Origin of the sequence: uncultured Clostridium sp. (assembly GCF_934754925.1) — a bacterium.
Classification (GTDB): Bacteria; Bacillota; Clostridia; order Clostridiales; family Clostridiaceae; genus Clostridium.
The window spans coordinates 42896-59643 of sequence record NZ_CAKVJA010000006.1 but is presented as its reverse complement, the minus strand read 5'-3'; the positions used below and the strand labels follow the sequence as shown (position 1 = coordinate 59643).

13 protein-coding genes and 3 riboswitches are annotated in these 16748 nt (G+C 28.3%); of the genes, 10 read left to right on the top strand and 3 right to left on the bottom strand.

The genetic code is table 11. The features are described 5' to 3' along the window. Window positions 1-24 precede the first annotated feature (24 nt). Together Q0G30_RS04110 and Q0G30_RS04105 are read left to right on the top strand one after the other, a co-directional pair. Entirely contained in the window at window positions 25-1401 is a 1377-nt protein-coding gene (locus Q0G30_RS04110) for an aldehyde dehydrogenase (protein WP_294386898.1), read from the top strand. 69 nt (window positions 1402-1470) lie between these two features. Further along, entirely contained in the window at window positions 1471-2541 is a 1071-nt protein-coding gene (locus Q0G30_RS04105; RefSeq protein ID WP_294386894.1) for a mannose-1-phosphate guanylyltransferase, read from the top strand. 76 nt (window positions 2542-2617) lie between these two features. On the opposite strand, the gene Q0G30_RS04100 is transcribed toward Q0G30_RS04105, so the two are convergent. Continuing rightward, complete coding sequence (locus Q0G30_RS04100) at window positions 2618-4051, bottom strand: carbon starvation CstA family protein (protein ID WP_294386892.1); 1434 nt, start codon at window positions 4049-4051, stop codon at window positions 2618-2620. Window positions 4052-4298: 247 nt separating this feature from the next. On the opposite strand from Q0G30_RS04100, the gene Q0G30_RS04095 reads away from it, so the two are divergent. Together Q0G30_RS04095 and Q0G30_RS04090 are read left to right on the top strand one after the other, a co-directional pair. Then, on the top strand, window positions 4299-6737 hold the full coding sequence (locus tag Q0G30_RS04095) for a heavy metal translocating P-type ATPase (RefSeq protein WP_294386889.1): 2439 nt from the start codon (window positions 4299-4301) through the stop codon (window positions 6735-6737). Window positions 6738-6803: 66 nt separating this feature from the next. Further along, entirely contained in the window at window positions 6804-7013 is a 210-nt protein-coding gene (locus tag Q0G30_RS04090) for a heavy metal-associated domain-containing protein (RefSeq protein WP_294386884.1), read from the top strand. A gap of 48 nt (window positions 7014-7061) precedes the next feature. On the opposite strand, the gene Q0G30_RS04085 is transcribed toward Q0G30_RS04090, so the two are convergent. Next, entirely contained in the window at window positions 7062-8294 is a 1233-nt protein-coding gene (locus tag Q0G30_RS04085; RefSeq protein WP_294386882.1) for a cation:proton antiporter, read from the bottom strand. 58 nt (window positions 8295-8352) lie between these two features. Further along, a riboswitch (Fluoride riboswitch) is annotated at window positions 8353-8426 on the bottom strand. A 182-nt stretch (window positions 8427-8608) separates the two neighbouring features. Between Q0G30_RS04085 and Q0G30_RS04080 the strand changes: the two genes are divergently transcribed. From Q0G30_RS04080 to mgtE, 6 genes are all read left to right on the top strand, one after another. Then, window positions 8609-9793 (top strand): chloride channel protein, encoded by a 1185-nt coding sequence (locus Q0G30_RS04080; protein ID WP_195469111.1) that lies wholly within the window; start codon window positions 8609-8611, stop codon window positions 9791-9793. Window positions 9794-9930: 137 nt separating this feature from the next. After that, a complete protein-coding gene (locus Q0G30_RS04075) occupies window positions 9931-10461 on the top strand; it encodes a phosphatase PAP2 family protein (RefSeq protein WP_294386880.1) in 531 nt (176 codons plus the stop codon). A 35-nt stretch (window positions 10462-10496) separates the two neighbouring features. Next, a complete protein-coding gene (locus Q0G30_RS04070; RefSeq protein WP_294386879.1) occupies window positions 10497-10997 on the top strand; it encodes a DedA family protein in 501 nt (166 codons plus the stop codon). A 159-nt stretch (window positions 10998-11156) separates the two neighbouring features. Next, window positions 11157-13574, top strand: a complete 2418-nt coding sequence (locus Q0G30_RS04065; RefSeq protein WP_294386874.1) for a L,D-transpeptidase family protein — start codon at window positions 11157-11159, stop codon at window positions 13572-13574. A gap of 135 nt (window positions 13575-13709) precedes the next feature. Further along, window positions 13710-13810, top strand: a riboswitch (purine riboswitch). Window positions 13811-13897: 87 nt separating this feature from the next. Beyond that, entirely contained in the window at window positions 13898-14467 is a 570-nt protein-coding gene (locus Q0G30_RS04060) for a xanthine phosphoribosyltransferase (protein WP_294386871.1), read from the top strand. Between the two features lie 44 nt (window positions 14468-14511). Continuing rightward, window positions 14512-14677, top strand: a riboswitch (M-box (ykoK) riboswitch). Window positions 14678-14902: 225 nt separating this feature from the next. Beyond that, window positions 14903-16246 (top strand): magnesium transporter, encoded by a 1344-nt coding sequence (gene mgtE / locus Q0G30_RS04055; protein ID WP_294386867.1) that lies wholly within the window; start codon window positions 14903-14905, stop codon window positions 16244-16246. 110 nt (window positions 16247-16356) lie between these two features. Here mgtE and Q0G30_RS04050 read toward each other — a convergent pair whose 3' ends face one another. Beyond that, window positions 16357-16659 carry a hypothetical protein gene (locus Q0G30_RS04050; RefSeq protein WP_294386865.1) on the bottom strand — a complete coding sequence of 101 codons (303 nt, stop codon included), beginning with the start codon at window positions 16657-16659 and terminating at the stop codon, window positions 16357-16359. Window positions 16660-16748 lie beyond the last annotated feature (89 nt).

Here is a 16748-nt window from a genome sequence, read left to right as displayed (position 1 = left end):
AACTTTTAAATAAGAGGTTAATAAATGAATGATTTAAAATTAGTATTTAATAGACAAAAGGAATTCTTTAATTTAAGAAAAACAAATGATATTAATTTTAGAATAAATAATTTAAAAAAACTAAAGCAAGTAATTAAAGAAAATGAAGATAAAGTTTTAGATGCATTAAAAAAAGACTTAGGGAAATCTAATTTTGAGAGTTATGCAACTGAAGTAGGACTTATATATGATGAAATTAATACACATATAAAGAATATAAAAAAATGGTCAAAAATAGAAAAATCAAAATCACCAATAGTATATTATCCTGCTAAAAGCTACATATATAAAGAGCCATATGGAGTGACGTTAATTATAGGCCCATTTAATTACCCATTTCAATTAGTTATAGCCCCATTGATTGGGGCTATTTCTGCTGGTAATACAGCAATAATAAAGCCATCAGAAAATGCAAAGAATACTTCAATATTATTAGAAGAAATAATTAATGAAAATTTTCAAGAAGGATATTTAAGGGTAGTTAGCCCATTAGAGGGAAAAGAAGCTGTATCAGCTTTATTAGATCTTCCATTTGATTATATATTCTTTACTGGTAGCATCAGAGTTGGAAAAATAGTTATGGAGAAAGCAGCTAAAAATTTAATACCTGTAACCTTAGAATTAGGTGGAAAAAGCCCTTGTATAGTTGATAAAGATGCAAAATTAGAACTTGCAGCTAAAAGAATAGTTTGGGGAAAGTTTTTAAATGTAGGTCAAACTTGTGTGGCACCAGATTATTTATGTGTTCATAGTAGTATTAAGGATAAATTATTAAACTTAATTATTAAAGAAATACATAAACAGTTTGGAAAAAGTGTTAAGGAGAGTCCTGATTATCCTAGAATAGTTAATACAGCTTCATTAAATAGGTTAAAGAAATATATTAATGATGGTGAGATATATTATGGAGGTAATATAGATAATACTGAATTATATATGGAGCCAACTATTCTAACTAATGTAGATGTTAATTCTAATGTTATGACTGAGGAGATATTTGGACCAATATTACCAGTAATAGAATTTGAGAATATACAAGAGATAATAGACTTTGTTAATAAGAGAGAAAAGCCCTTAGCATTATATTATTTCTCCGAAAGTAAAAAAAGTATAAATAATATTTTAAGATGCACTACATCTGGAGGGGTTACTATAAATGATACTATAATCCATGTAGCTAATGGGAATTTACCTTTTGGAGGAGTAGGATATAGCGGCATGGGTAGTTATCATGGTAAGGCTAGTTTTGATGCATTTACTCATAAAAGGTCAGTAATGGAGAGAGGAACATTTGTAGAATTTAATGTGAGATTTGCACCTTATAAAGAAAAAATAAATATTTTAAAGAAAATAATGAAATAACATTATGATTTCACAATTGGTAAAAGGCACTCATATAATAAAACATAGTACTACGTGGAGTGGAATTTTGTGATATACGCGCTAATTTTAGCTGGAGGAAAAGGTACAAGGCTATATCCTTTATCAAGGGCAAATCAACCTAAGCAATTTTTGAAGGTTATTAATAATAAAAGCTTTTTAGTAAATACAGTTGAAAGAATTACTCCTTTAATTAAGAAGGATAATATTTATGTGGTAACTAACAGGGGTTATTTGGAAAAAATAAGAGATGAGTTATCAGATGTTAATTCTGAAAATATATTTACTGAACCGGCTAATAAAGAAACTGCTACTTGTATAGGGTTATCAGCCATTAAGTTATTAAAAAAAGATAATGATGCTGTAATGGTAGTTTTACCTTCTGATCATCATATTGAAGGTCAAAAGGATTATTTAGATACACTATCAGAAGCTATTGAAATAGCTAATAGACGTAGAGGGATAGTTACAATAGGTATTACTCCAACTAGACCTGAAACTGGTTATGGATATATTGAAATGGGAGAAAGAATAGCTTCTGCATCTCAGGCATATAAAATAGCAAGATTCACTGAAAAACCTAATATTGAAGTAGCTAAAGACTTTTTATTAAAGGGGACCTATCTATGGAATTCAGGGATGTTTGTTTTTAGAGCAGATGTTATATTAAGAGAAATTGAAAAGTATTTGCCTAAGATGTATAAGTCATTAATGAATATATATCAACATTTAGGAGAAAATGATGAAGAAGAGGTAATTAGAGAAGAATATGAAAACATCGATGGTATTTCTATAGATTTTGGAGTAATGCAAAGAACTAGGAAAGCATATGTAATTAAAGGAACTTTTCAGTGGGATGACATAGGAAGTTTTACTGCATTAAGCAGATATTTAAGTGAATATAGAAATAACAAGATAAGCAATAATGTCTATATCCAGGATTGTGAAAATTGCTCCATATTTGGAGGAGACGAAAAACTGATTATTGGTTTTGGAGTTAAGGATTTAGTAGTTGTGGATGCAGGTGATGTTATCCTAGTAATGGATAAGGATAAAGATCAGGAAATTAAGCATTTGCTTAATGATATTAATGATAGTCCTGAGTTTGGGGCGTTTATTTAATGAAAAGTTAAAAGTACCAAATTGAGTTTTATATTAAATTCAATTTGGTACCTTTATTTTTTTAGATTATTAATTTTTAATTAGCTTTAGCTTTTATAGCAGGTATAAATGTACGGAATAAGAATAGGCACAAACATATAACTGCAAAAATTATACCTATAGGATATGCAATTCTTGTTGGAAGTTTAAAGCCTTCTTGTGCGTATAAAATATAAGTACAACTTACTGCTGACATAAAGGTTGCAGGAATTACTGCAATTAATGATGAAATTGGTTTATTTATCTTAGCATATTTAGCAAGATATACAGAGCCTGCCCAAAGAACTATCATAGCTAGTGTTTGATTTGACCATGAAAAATATCTCCAAACAACTGAATAATCTATAAGTGAAATTAAATATCCAATTCCAAGTAAAGGAATAGCAAGCATTAATCTCTTAGGAATTTTAGTTTGATCAATTTTAAACCAATCTGATATTGTAAGTCTTGCACTTCTAAAGGCTGTATCTCCTGAAGTAATAGGACATACAATAACACCAAGCATAGCAAGAACTCCACCAACCTTACCTAAAAGGCCAATGGACATATCATATACAGTTGAAGAATTACCTCCACCTGCAGCAAGTAATCCACCAGTTCCCTTATAGAAAGCAATACCAGCAGAAGCCCATATTAGAGCAATTATTCCTTCTGCAACCATAGCACCATAAAATATTTTTCTACCATCTTTTTCAGTTTCTATACATCTTGATATAATAGGTGATTGTGTTGCGTGGAAACCTGAAATAGCACCACAGGCTACTGTAATAAACATTAATGGCCAAATTGGAGCACCATCAGGATGTAGATTTTCAAGTGTAATTTCCATCATTGGATTAGTACCATTATTTAATATTGTTGCACCTGCAATACCTACAGCCATAATAATTAAGCATATACCGAAAATAGGATATAGTTTTCCGATAATCTTATCAATAGGTAATAAAGTAGCAAGAAAATAATAAATTAATACAACAATTGTCCAGAAGGTTACATTCATAAAATTAGGTGTAAGTTTTGCTAATAAACCGGCAGGACCAACCATAAATACAACTCCAACCATAACAAGAAGAATAACTGAAAATACTCTCATTACATTTTTCATTACTTTACCTAGGTAAATACCTACAATTTCAGAGATACTTGCTCCATCATTTCTAACTGATAGCATACCACTTAGAAAATCATGAACGCCACCAGCAAGAAGTGTACCAAAAACAATCCAAAGGTATACTGATGGTCCCCAGATAGCTCCTGATAATGCACCAAATATTGGACCAAGCCCTGCAATATTAAGAAGTTGCACTAAAAATGATCTCCAGGGTTTCATTGGCATATAGTCGACTCCATCCGGATGAACTAATGCAGGTGTCTTTCTGTCAAACTCTGGTCCAAAGATTTTTTCAACAAGTTTGCTATATAGACAATAACCAATTATCAATATAGCTAGACAAACAAAGAAACTGATCATAAAAAGTCCTCCCAAATTAATAAAACGTTTACAATAATTTCTTAATAAATATATATGTAAAAAATACATACTTATGATACGCAATTAAAATAAATATTTTAATTGATAAATAATATCATTAAATAATAAAAAAACTATTGCAAATAATAAAAAAAAGAATATAATAGGTTTATAACCCCACCCAGGGGGGGTGCAACAAATAGTGATAGTATTTAAATAAATATTTTTATTTAAGGGAGTGATAGAGGTGAATAATAAGTTTAAAATAAGCGGTATGACATGTTCTGCTTGTGCTAACAGAATTGAAAAAGTAGTTAGCAAAATGAATGGTGTTAAAGAAGCAAATGTTAATTTTGCAACAGAAACTTTAACAGTTAATTATGATGACCAAGCAGTTACTAAACAAGATATTGAACAAAAGGTTGAAAAAATAGGATATAAAGTAGAAAAAAATATTCAATCACATACTTACAAAATAGAAGGAATGACATGCTCGGCTTGTGCAAATAGAGTTGAAAAAGTTACAAAGAAAATGCCCGGTATTGAAAATGCAGTAGTTAATTTTGCAACAGAAAAACTTTCAGTAAGTTATGATGCAGATGCTGTAAGCTTTGGAGATATAAAAGCAAAGGTTGAGAAGGCAGGATATAAATTAATAAGAGAAGAAGAGCAGAAAATAGAAGAAAAGAAAAAGAACTTAGATGAAAAAGGAAAGTTATTGTGGAGATTAATATTATCATTAATATTTTCAGTACCTCTTTTAACAATAACAATGGGTCATATGGTTGGTATGCCATTACCTAAGATTATTGATCCAATGATGAATCCACTTAATTTTGCAATAATTCAATTAGTGTTAACAATACCAGTTATGATAATTGGATATAAGTTTTACTATATTGGATATAAAAATTTATTTAAATTAAGTCCTAATATGGATTCTTTAATTGCAATAGGAACAAGTGCAGCCTTTATTTATAGTTTATATGGAACATATAAAATTTATACAGGTGATGGTTCTTATGCTATGAGTCTATATTATGAAGCAGCTGTTACAATACTTGCTTTAATAACTTTAGGTAAGTATCTAGAAGCAATTTCTAAGGGAAAAACATCTCAAGCAATTAAAAAGCTTATGGGATTAGCACCAAAGACAGCTACTATTGTAAGAGATGGAAAAGAGTTAGTTATTCCTATAGATGAAGTTATTGTTGGAGATATAGTTATAGTTAAGCCAGGGGAAAAGTTACCTGTTGATGGTGAAGTTATAGAAGGGGCTACTGCTGTTGATGAAGCTATGCTTACAGGTGAAAGTATTCCGGTTGAAAAGACAATTGGAAGCAAGGTAATAGGAGCGAGTATTAATAAAACTGGATTTATTAAATATAAAGCTACTAAGGTTGGTAAAGACACTGCATTATCTCAAATTATTAAGTTAGTTGAAGATGCTCAAGGGTCAAAGGCCCCTATTGCAAAGATGGCAGATATTATTGCATCATACTTTGTGCCAATAGTAATTGGTCTTGCAATACTTGCTAGTATCGGATGGTTAATTGCTGGTGAGAGTGGAGTATTTGCATTAACAATATTTATTTCAGTTTTAGTTATAGCTTGTCCATGTGCTTTAGGGTTAGCAACACCTACAGCAATTATGGTTGGAACAGGAAAAGGCGCAGAATATGGAGTATTAATTAAAGGGGGAGAAGCTTTAGAAGTTACTCACCAAATTGATACTATTGTATTTGATAAGACTGGTACTATTACAGAAGGTAAACCAGTAGTAACAGATATTATTACTAGTACAATATTAGAAGATGAATTACTATCTATAGCAGCAAGTAGTGAAAAAGGTTCAGAGCACCCTTTAGGTGAAGCAATAGTAAAAAGTGCAGAGGAAAGAAATATTCAATTTAAAGAAATATCTAATTTTAAAGCTATTCCAGGCCATGGTATTCAAGTTGAAATAGAAGGTAAGACTATTTTACTTGGAAATAAAAAATTAATGAGTGAAAACTCTATTGAAGTTGGAGAGTTAGGTGTTAAGTCAGATAAATTGGCAAATGAGGGTAAAACACCTATGTATATTGCAATAAATAATAAATTAGAAGGTATTATTGCAGTTGCGGATACAGTTAAACCAAGTAGTAAAGAAGCAATCGAAAATCTTCATAAGATGGGAATAAAGGTTGCTATGATTACGGGAGATAATAAGAAAACTGCTGATGCTATTGCAAAGCAAGTTGGAATAGATATTGTTCTTGCAGAAGTATTACCTGAAGACAAAGCAAATGAAGTTAAAAAGCTTCAAGGGAAGGGTAACAAGGTTGCGATGGTTGGAGATGGAATAAATGATGCTCCAGCATTAGCACAAGCTGATATTGGTATTGCAATTGGAACAGGTACTGATGTAGCTATTGAATCAGCTAATATAGTACTTATGAAAGGTGATTTAAGAGATGTTACTACAGCTATTAAATTAAGTAAAGCAACTATTAGAAATATAAAACAAAATCTATTCTGGGCATTTGGATATAATGTATTAGGTATTCCAGTAGCCATGGGAGTACTTCATATATTTGGAGGACCATTATTAAATCCAATGATAGGTGCAGCTGCAATGAGCTTAAGTTCAGTTTCGGTTTTAACAAATGCATTAAGATTAAGAAAGTTTAATCCCAATAAATAAGTATAAATAGTTATTAATAATATTAAAATAAGGATATCTTGAAGATGATGAAAGTGAGGAGATTTTATGAAAAAGAAAATATTAATTGAAGGAATGAGTTGTAAAAATTGTGTTGCTCATGTAACTGAAGCTTTAGAAGAATTAAATGATGCAACAGGAATTGAAGTTAATTTAGAAGGAAACTATGCTGTTGTAGAAACAAGTGAATCAGATGATTCAATAAAAGAAAAAATTGAAGATATGGGATATGACGTAATTAAAATAGAAAATATATAGAAAAGGAAAAGAACTGATATAGGTTAAATATCAGTTCTTTTTAATTGATTATACAGCTAAATCTTCGTTGATGTTTTCTTGATTTAAAAATCTAGATGATGAAAGTTTAATACCAATAGCACCAATAGGGGCAGTTATTAATACACTTAAAATAGCAATAGCCTGCATTATTTCACCACCAATAACACCCATTTGAAGAGGGATACCAGCTTTAGCGGATTGAACAGTTGCTTTAGGTAAGTAAGCTATAATACAAAAAATTCTTTCTTTAAAAGATAAGTCAGTCCCAATTAAGGAAATAGCAACACCTATTGATCTAATGGTTAAAGATATAATAAGCATTAATATTCCTATCCATAAATATTCTCCAACAAGAGAGGGATTAATAGCCATACCAACAAAGGCGAATAGATAAATTTTTCCGTATTTCCAAACAACATTTATTCCATCTTGAATTTTAAGAGCTAGATCATCTAAAAAGGCTCTTAAGAAAAATCCATAAATCATTATAGTTAATAAAGAATTAAAAGTTTTTAAGTGAAAAGTATTTTCTATTAATCTAATACATAAACAAATTATAAATGTAATAATAACTCTTAAAGCATTAAATTTAATAGATTTTAATAATTTTTTAGTTAAAAATGCAAGTACCCATCCTATAAATATACTACTAATAATAGTAAGAGGAATTGAAAAAAGCTCACTAGCAATAGAAATATATTGTCCGTTATTGCTAGCCATATAAATTCCTAAAAAAGTTGTAAATAAAGTAATTGCAACAGTATCATCTGCAGAAGCACCAACTAAAAGCATTTGAGGAATTGCCTTATCTTGTCCAACTTTTCTTTTAATTAAATCAACCATTGATGGTACTAAAACAGCTGGACTTACAGCAGCTATTATAAATCCTAGTATTGCACCTTGGATAAAAGTAAAATTAAGAAATATCATTGATAAAAAAGCAATTGTTAATCCCTCTAGGGTTGCAGGTATTATACTTAATAAGATAGCAGGCCTACCTATTTGTTTCATTTGATTTATACTTATTCCTAATCCACCTATAAATAATACTGTTACTAAGGCAATGTCTTTGATATATGGAGAGATATTCAAAGTTGATTGTGGAATAAGATTCAAAAATGAAGGACCAACAAACATTCCAAGTAAAATCATACCTATAAGAGATGGTAATTTTATAAGTTCTACTAATTTTCCACTGTAATTAGCTAATATTCCTATTAATATTAAGCTAACTATAATTACTAAAAGTTTAATTAACATAAATAATCCTCCTAAAATAAAGTGACAGTAAAAAAAGCTAATGATTTCTACAACAAAAAAAGTTGTAGAAGTCATTAGCTTATTAAGCGGTTTTGATAAGTATCAAGGGAGTACTTCATTCCCTGTTTTTTGATTTTATCATAAGTAACTATATATTTCAATAAAGCCATTATTGGAAAACGATACAATATGTGTTCCAAAGGGTGAAATTATAATTAATTTTAATGAGTAAAATTTAAAAAGTATTCTATTTATAGGTATTATTTTTGTATTTAGGGAAATTTAATAAGTAATAGGTAAAAGGAGTGATATAGATGAAAAGTAAGACAATACTGAAATTGGTACTGATTTCTATAATAATAGGTAGCATTTCAGGGGTGTTTATAGGGATATTTTTAATACTTTTAGAAAATTCAGTAACTCTTAATTTGAAGTATGGATCTTTGATATTTATACTTCCTTTATCTGGTATGATAATGACTTTTCTTTATAGTAAATATGGTGGTAATTCTCAAAAGGGTAATAATATAATTATTGAAAATATAAATGGAAGCAAAGAAGAAATTAAATTTATTATGGCGCCATTAGTTTTTTTAGGAACTGTATTAACTCATCTTTTTGGTGGATCTGTAGGGAGAGAGGGAACAGGGGTTCAAATAGGAGGAACTATAGGAAATTCATTGTCTAAAGCTTTAAAAACTTCGGAAGAGGAAAAGAAAATATTATTAATAAGTGGTGTAGCTGCTGGATTTTCATCTGTTTTTGGAACACCTCTTACAGGAACAATATTTGCAATAGAAGTTTCAAAAGTAGGTAGTTTAAGCTATAACTCAATGATTCCAGCAATAACATCGGCTATTATAGGAAATTCAGTTGTTAAGCTTTTAGGCGTTAAACATACTCATTATAAAATACCACCAGTAGAGTCTATTAATCTAATTAATACTGCAAAAGTTATTATATTAGCAATTTGTTTTGGATTGGCTAGTAGATTATTTGTGTATATGACACAGTGGTTTAAGGAAAAGCTAATAAAATATTGTAAAAATCAATATTTAAAAATATTTGTAGGTGGTAGTTTGATGGTTATAGCTACATTAATTATAGGAAATAATCTGTATAATAACTTAAGTTTGGGATTGTTAAGTGATGCTTTTGATGGAAATGTGCCTTATTTAGCATTTATTATTAAGCTCATGTTAACCACTTTGTGTTTAGGAGCTGGATATCAAGGAGGAGAAGTTACACCATTATTTGTTATAGGTGCTACATTAGGAGCCACTTTATCACATATACTTGGTTTACCATTTGCATTTTCAGCAGCATTAGGTCTTGTTGGAGTTTTTTCTGGAGCAACAAATGCACCTATTGCGTGTTTTATGATGTATTTAGAGCTTTTTGGAGCAAATAATATTATATTTGCAATGCTTGTTTGTATGATAGCAGTTTTTATCTCAGGACATAAGGGGATTTATACATCGCAATTGTGGAACGAATAAAACACAAACAAATAATTCCAATATCAGTAAATCATACTTAAGATTTACTGATATTTTTTATTGGATGAATAAATGCATATAGCTTATATGTCATGGAAAGAATATAAACAAACTATATTATTGAAGGTGAGTGGGCAATGATAGAGATTTTAAAAAAGATAGATAATACAATTTTAAGGTGGATAAATATAAAATTTAGAAATAAGGCCTTTGATAAGACAATGCCTATTATAACTTCAGTAGGAAATTTGGGGATAATATGGATTGTTATATCTGTTTTATTAATGACAAAAAAGGATTATAGAGTATTAGGGCAAACAATACTTATAGCTCTTGTAATTACTACTATTATAGGTGAAGGGATAATAAAGAATATTATAAAAAGAAAAAGACCATTTTATGATGATGATAAAAAAGAGCTTTTAATATCAAGACCAATTACATATTCATTTCCTTCAGGACATACTGCTTCATCTTTTGCTGTTGCAACTGTTTTTATTAAAACTGATAACGCAGCTTCTTTAGAGATAATGTTATTAGCTTGTTTAATTGCTTTTTCAAGAATATATTTAGGTGTACATTATCCTTCAGATGTTATTGGTGGTGTAATAATAGGAACTTTATGTGGATTAATAACTGTTATGATATTTATGAATAAATTTTATTGAATATAAGTAAATCTATAGAGGAGAGTATAAGATTAGTGGATATAAATAGTATGATTCAATATATAGGTAAGTATGGGTATATATTTTTAGCAATAATAGTTTTTTTAGAATATTTAAATTTACCAGGAATGCCAGCAGGAATAATAATGCCAGCTGCAGGAATATTGGTGAAATCAGATGGATTAAACTTTATATATACTCTTATAATATCAGTAATTGCCGGATTATTGGGAAGTTTTATTTTATATATATTAGGGCATTATTGTGGAAAACCAATTTTAAATAAGTTACAAAATAAATTTCCTAAATTAAAAAAATCTATAGATAAAACATATAAGTATATAGAACGGTATGGAAGCACAGGAATCCTTGTAGCAAGGGTTATACCAGTTGCAAGAACTTTAATATCTTTAATTGCGGGTACATTTAATATTGGATTTATAAAATTTGCTTTATATTCAGTTATAGGAATTACTATATGGAATTTTGCATTTATTTATGCGGGGTATGCTTTTGGATATTTATTCTTAAAATAAAAATAAGTAATAATAAATTTTAAATTTATATATGAAATAACAGATTTTTATGTTAAAATTGTAATAAATTAACAAAAAGATAATATTATAATGAAAGATGCAGAAATAAAAAAGAGTAATGAGTTAACTAATTAGATGTTAATGATATGGGAGGAAAGTATGAACTTTAAGGTATTAAATGGGGATATTTATTTCTCAGATGAATTTGTTAAGCTAAACGATATAAGAGCTGAATTCTTAAAATTAGCTTTTAATTCAGTTTCGACATTTACTGAAGAATGCACTAATAAATTTAATAGTATTGAGCAATTACTAAAAGATGGGGAAAGCTTTGGATATGAGTATTTAAATAGTTATATTTTAAGAGCTATAGATATTCTTAATGAATTTGGAATTAAAGAAATTGATACAGATACATTTAACAAGAAATACTATTTAAATAGTTATTGTACATGGGAAAATACTTTAGAGAAAATAAAGAATGATAATAACAAAGAAGCTATAAATAATAGTGTAGAAGATATAACATATGCTAAGTTAAATATTAATTCTGAGTTAATAAAAAGGCCTTTTAAGTTGAAAGAGAAAAATATAGTTTTAGATAATGAGAAAATTGAAGGCGGTATTTCTATAGAAATAATAGATAAATTAGTTAACTCTATGGTAGAAAGTATATTTAATATTAATTTTGCAGTAATAGATGCTTTAAACTACAATAATATAGATTCTATATCTTCATATAATAATATTAAAGATATAAATAAATCAAATAATTTAATTAAAAAGTTATTAGAAAATAAAATTTCAAAAGATGAAGAAATAAATACTATAAAAGAGATAATAAAGTTAAATCCATATAATGAAAATATATATAAAGCGTTATTGTATAAGTATGGAGATAAGGATAATCAATTAGAAGAATTAGGTGAATTTTTAGGGTATGATAATATTCATGAATATAAACATAAGTTATTAGATAAATATTATAGGGGATTACCTAATTCTACAAAAGAAGATATAAATAAAGCTAAAGAGGGTGTAGTATTATTATCAAATAAACTTGGTATTAAAGAATACTCAGAATATATGGATGAACTTAATAAAATGATGGAAGATCAAGTTAAAATAGAAAATTCTATAAAGGCTAAAGAGATAGATAAAACTGCAGAGATATCAACAGTAGAAGTAAATGAAAAGATTAGAAAGGATAAAAAGGACAATAAAAAGGTTTGGATATCAACAGGAATTATAGTAGGTAGTTTATTAGCAGTATATTTGATAATGACAGTATATTTTAGTAATCATTTTTTCTTTAGAACATATATAAATGGAATTAATGTTACTGGAAGAAGTAATAAATCAGCACAAGAGTTAATGACAGAAAAGGCTAGTGATTATGTTTTAACAATTAATGGAAGATATGATGATACTGAGCAGTTAAATGGAAACGATATTAATTTAAAATATGATTTTAATGATGGAATAAATAAATTATTAGAAGAACAAAATCCATTTACATGGATTAAATCTATATTTTCTAGTAATAAATATACAATAACTGATGGTATTTCATATGATGATGAATTATTAAAGCAGATTTTAGGAAATCTTAATTGTCTTAATGAATCGAATGTAAAAGAACCTATAAATGCATCCATTAATTATACAGGGGATGGATATGAGATTGTAAAAGAGGACAAGGGTAATAAGCTAAATTATGATAAGTTTTATTCAATGGTGTTAACTAATATTCAGAATATAAATGATGTCTTAGATTTAGATAAAGAAGGATGTTATGAAGAGCCTAAGTATACTAGTAAAACAGATGTTGTTGTACAAGCTAAAAATACTATTGATAAATATATGTCATCAAAAATTACCTATAATGTATCAGGAGATGAAATTGTTATAGATTCAAGTTTGATAAACACATGGATTAATATAGATGAAGATTTTAATGTTACACTTAATGAAGATGCTATTAAAGAGTATGTAAATCAACTAGGGGATATTTACGATAATATAGGAAGCACTAGAACATTTACTAGATGGTCAGGTGAAGTTATAAAGGTTAGTACTACACCAGGAATATATTATATAGATAGAGATACAACTATTTCACAAATAGTTGAAGCAATAAGTAATGGTAGTGAAACAACTAAGGATTTATCATTTAAAACACCAACTGCTACAGATGACTATGTGATAAATACTTTTGTTGAAGTTGATTTAACTAATCAAACTGTTGTTTATTATAAAAATGGTAAATTAATTACTCAAGGAAATGTAGTTACAGGAAATGTTAGTGCAGGACATGCAACTCCTTCAGGTGTATATAGATTAGATTGGAAGGCTAAGGATTTTGTGCTAAGAGGGGATGGGTATGCTTCACCAGTTAGTTTTTGGATGCCATTTAATGGTGGAATAGGTCTGCATGATGCAAGTTGGAGAAGTAGCTTTGGAGGAAGTATATATAAAACTAATGGGTCTCATGGATGTGTTAATATGCCATATAGTGTAGCACAGGCAATTTATAATAATATAGAAGATAAGACTACAATAATTTGTAGATATTAATAATAACTTCGCAATACATTTAATAGTGTTATTGCGAAGTTATTATTATTTTAATATGAATAAATATAAAATTAAATTTGGAATATATAAATAAAATATGTATTTACAATATGAATGTTCGTGGTATAATACCAATAAGTGAATTTGTAAAAATCTCGTATAAAATCGGTAATTGGTCCGAAAGTTTCTACCTACTGACCGTAAATCAGTAGACTACGAGGAGTTGAAACTATATATTTTTTTATGTATAAGTAATGTCGGCACCTCAATTTATATGAGGTGTTTATTTTTTTATAGATATGTTTATAAGGGAGAGAAAGATAATGGATATTTTAAAAGAACGTATATTACAAGAGGGTAAAGCATTAAGTGAAACTGTATTAAAGGTGGATTCTTTTTTAAATCATGGTGTAGATGCAAGGTTAATGTATGATATAGGAACTTATTTTAAAGAATATTATAAAAATCATGGAGTAACTAAGATATTTACTATTGAAAGTTCAGGAATAGCACCAACAGTAATGACTGCAATGCAAATGGAATTACCTATGGTTACTTTAAAAAAGCAAAACTCTAAAATCCTAAATGGAGATGTATATCAAACGACAGTACATTCATTTACAAAGGGTTCTGATTATGAATTAACATTATCAAAAAAATATATTTCTCCAGATGATAATATATTAGTAATAGATGATTTTTTAGCTAATGGAGAAGCTGCTTTAGGAGCTATAAGATTAATTGAGGAAGCTGGAGCTAAGGTTGCAGGTGTAGGAATAGTAATAGAAAAATCATTCCAACCAGGAAGAGCTATTTTAGATGAAAAAGGATATGATGTTTATTCTTTAGCTAGAGTTAGTAAATTAGGAAAAGGAATTATAGAATTTATTTAATTGACAAATATTAATTATAAGCATAGTATAATTAATGTGAAAAATAAATAATTTGTTAGGTGAGGCTCCTATAAAGAAAAATGCTGCTGCCCAGAAAAATCTAGAGATTCCAATGGGTCAACAGAAATCATCGCAAAGGTGATTTTTAACGTAGCTGACTATATATATTTAGTCTACGCTTTATAGTGCTAAAGCTCTACAATTTAAGAAGTAAGGTAATAATAGGACTTTTTGTTGTAGAGACAAAAAGTCTTTTTTATTTTTAATTTAATCACAATAAGGAGATGGTATTCGATGGACTCGTATCTGAGTAAAAAATTAATTGGTGAAAAAATTAAATATAAGATATGTAGGAAATTAGTCATTGATACCATTAATTTATTAAGATTTTAATAAAATGACTTTTCCTATGTATATAAAATAGGGGGAAAGGTCATGAAATTAAATATGAGTAAAGAAGAATTAAAAAGGTTCCTATTGCATGCACCACAATCAAGTATAATTAAATATTATGAGAATATACATCCAGTTGATATTCTTGATGTATTACGTGAATATCCAGAAGATAAAAGTGATATTTTATGTAGATTACCAGAGGAATTAATTGCAGATATTATTGATGAAGCTGAAAATAAAGAGAAATATGATATTTTAATGGAGTTTTCTGAAAATAAGCAAAAAAATATTATAGAAGAAATGTCATCAGATGAATTAACAGATTTGCTTGGTATGTTGGATGAAGAACAAGCTAATAAAATATTAGAAAAAATGACAGATGAAGATGCAAGAAAGGTTCGTCAATTATTAAGTTATGATCCCGATACTGCAGCAGGTATAATGGCAACAGAGTTTGTTTCACTTAAAGAAAATATGACAATTGAACAAACATTAAAGTATTTACAAAAATACGGTGAAGAAAATGAAAATATATATGATTTATATGTAGTAGATAATTTTGATAAGCTTAAGGGAGTAGTTTCATTAAAGGAGTTAGTAACAACAAGCTTTGAAACTAGAATTTCAGATATTGTTCATACGAAAGTTGAAGGAATATTGTTTAATACTGACCAAGAAGAAGTTGGACATAGATTTGAGAAATATGGATATTTAACTATGCCAGTAGTTGATAATTCTAATAGATTACTTGGTGTTGTAACAGTAGATGACGCAATGCAAGTTTTAAGAGATGAAACAACAGAAGATATTCATCGTTTAGGAGGAGTAGATGAAGGAGAAAAGGTTGATGGAAAATTAAGTGAATCAGTAAAAAGTAGATTACCTTGGTTAATAGTAAATTTATTTACTGCAATTTTAGCATCAGCAGTTGTTGGAGCATTTGAAGGAACTATTCAAGCCGTTGTATCATTAGCAACATTTATGCCTATTGTTACAGGTATGGGCGGAAATGCTGGTACACAAACTTTAACTATTATAGTTAGAGGATTGGCATTAGGAGAATTGAACTTTAAAAATATGAAAAGGGTATTTTTAAAAGAAGTGGGAGTCGGATTAGTAACTGGAATAGCTATAGGAGCTATAATTGGAGTATTAGGTTTCTTATGGGAGAGAAATTTTGTATTTGGAATAATAATTGGTATAGCGATGATTTTAAATATGATAGTAGCTACAATTACGGGTTATTTAGTACCAGTAGTATTAAAGAAGTTTAAGGTAGATCCAGCTTTAGCATCATCTATATTTGTAACAACATTTACTGATGTTTTAGGATTTTTCTTCTTCTTAGGGTTAGCAACTCTTCTAATACAATATCTTTTATGATGATATTTAAGTCGGTTTTATACCGACTTTATTTATAAGTAAAAACGCAGGGATATCTAAATCCATGCGTTTTTATAAAAATTGAATATACTATAAATTTGTATTTGATATTAATAAATAAAACTATAAATTTTATTGTATCTTTCTAAATTTTCATTTAAAGGAGTTTCAGGTTTAACATTAATAAATCTTTCTACAAGGCAACAAGCTAAATTTTTATCAGCTGTATGAAGTACACCATTAATTTCAACTAAAGGACGATTATATTTATCAAACCCTTTTAAAGAAACGGAAAAACCATTGTCAATTAAGTATTTTAAAACTTTGCCTAGAAATTCATCTGTATCAATTATATTTTTATCGCTTATATATACATCAAAGCAATTATCATTGTGTTTATAAATACCCTCCATATTAACCCCTCGCTTATCCAAATATAAATAAATTTTTAATATATATAAATATATATTTCTATAAGCAGTTAATAATTCCTTTAAACGTT

Coding starts and splice junctions, on each gene's coding strand:
- Q0G30_RS04050 (WP_294386865.1), bottom strand. CDS start 16,659: ATGGAGGGTATTTATAAACACAATGATAATTGCTTTGATGTATATATA.
- mgtE (WP_294386867.1), top strand. CDS start 14,903: ATGAAATTAAATATGAGTAAAGAAGAATTAAAAAGGTTCCTATTGCAT.
- Q0G30_RS04100 (WP_294386892.1), bottom strand. CDS start 4,051: ATGATCAGTTTCTTTGTTTGTCTAGCTATATTGATAATTGGTTATTGT.
- Q0G30_RS04110 (WP_294386898.1), top strand. CDS start 25: ATGAATGATTTAAAATTAGTATTTAATAGACAAAAGGAATTCTTTAAT.
- Q0G30_RS04080 (WP_195469111.1), top strand. CDS start 8,609: ATGAAAAGTAAGACAATACTGAAATTGGTACTGATTTCTATAATAATA.
- Q0G30_RS04060 (WP_294386871.1), top strand. CDS start 13,898: ATGGATATTTTAAAAGAACGTATATTACAAGAGGGTAAAGCATTAAGT.
- Q0G30_RS04085 (WP_294386882.1), bottom strand. CDS start 8,294: ATGTTAATTAAACTTTTAGTAATTATAGTTAGCTTAATATTAATAGGA.
- Q0G30_RS04065 (WP_294386874.1), top strand. CDS start 11,157: ATGAACTTTAAGGTATTAAATGGGGATATTTATTTCTCAGATGAATTT.
- Q0G30_RS04090 (WP_294386884.1), top strand. CDS start 6,804: ATGAAAAAGAAAATATTAATTGAAGGAATGAGTTGTAAAAATTGTGTT.
- Q0G30_RS04075 (WP_294386880.1), top strand. CDS start 9,931: ATGATAGAGATTTTAAAAAAGATAGATAATACAATTTTAAGGTGGATA.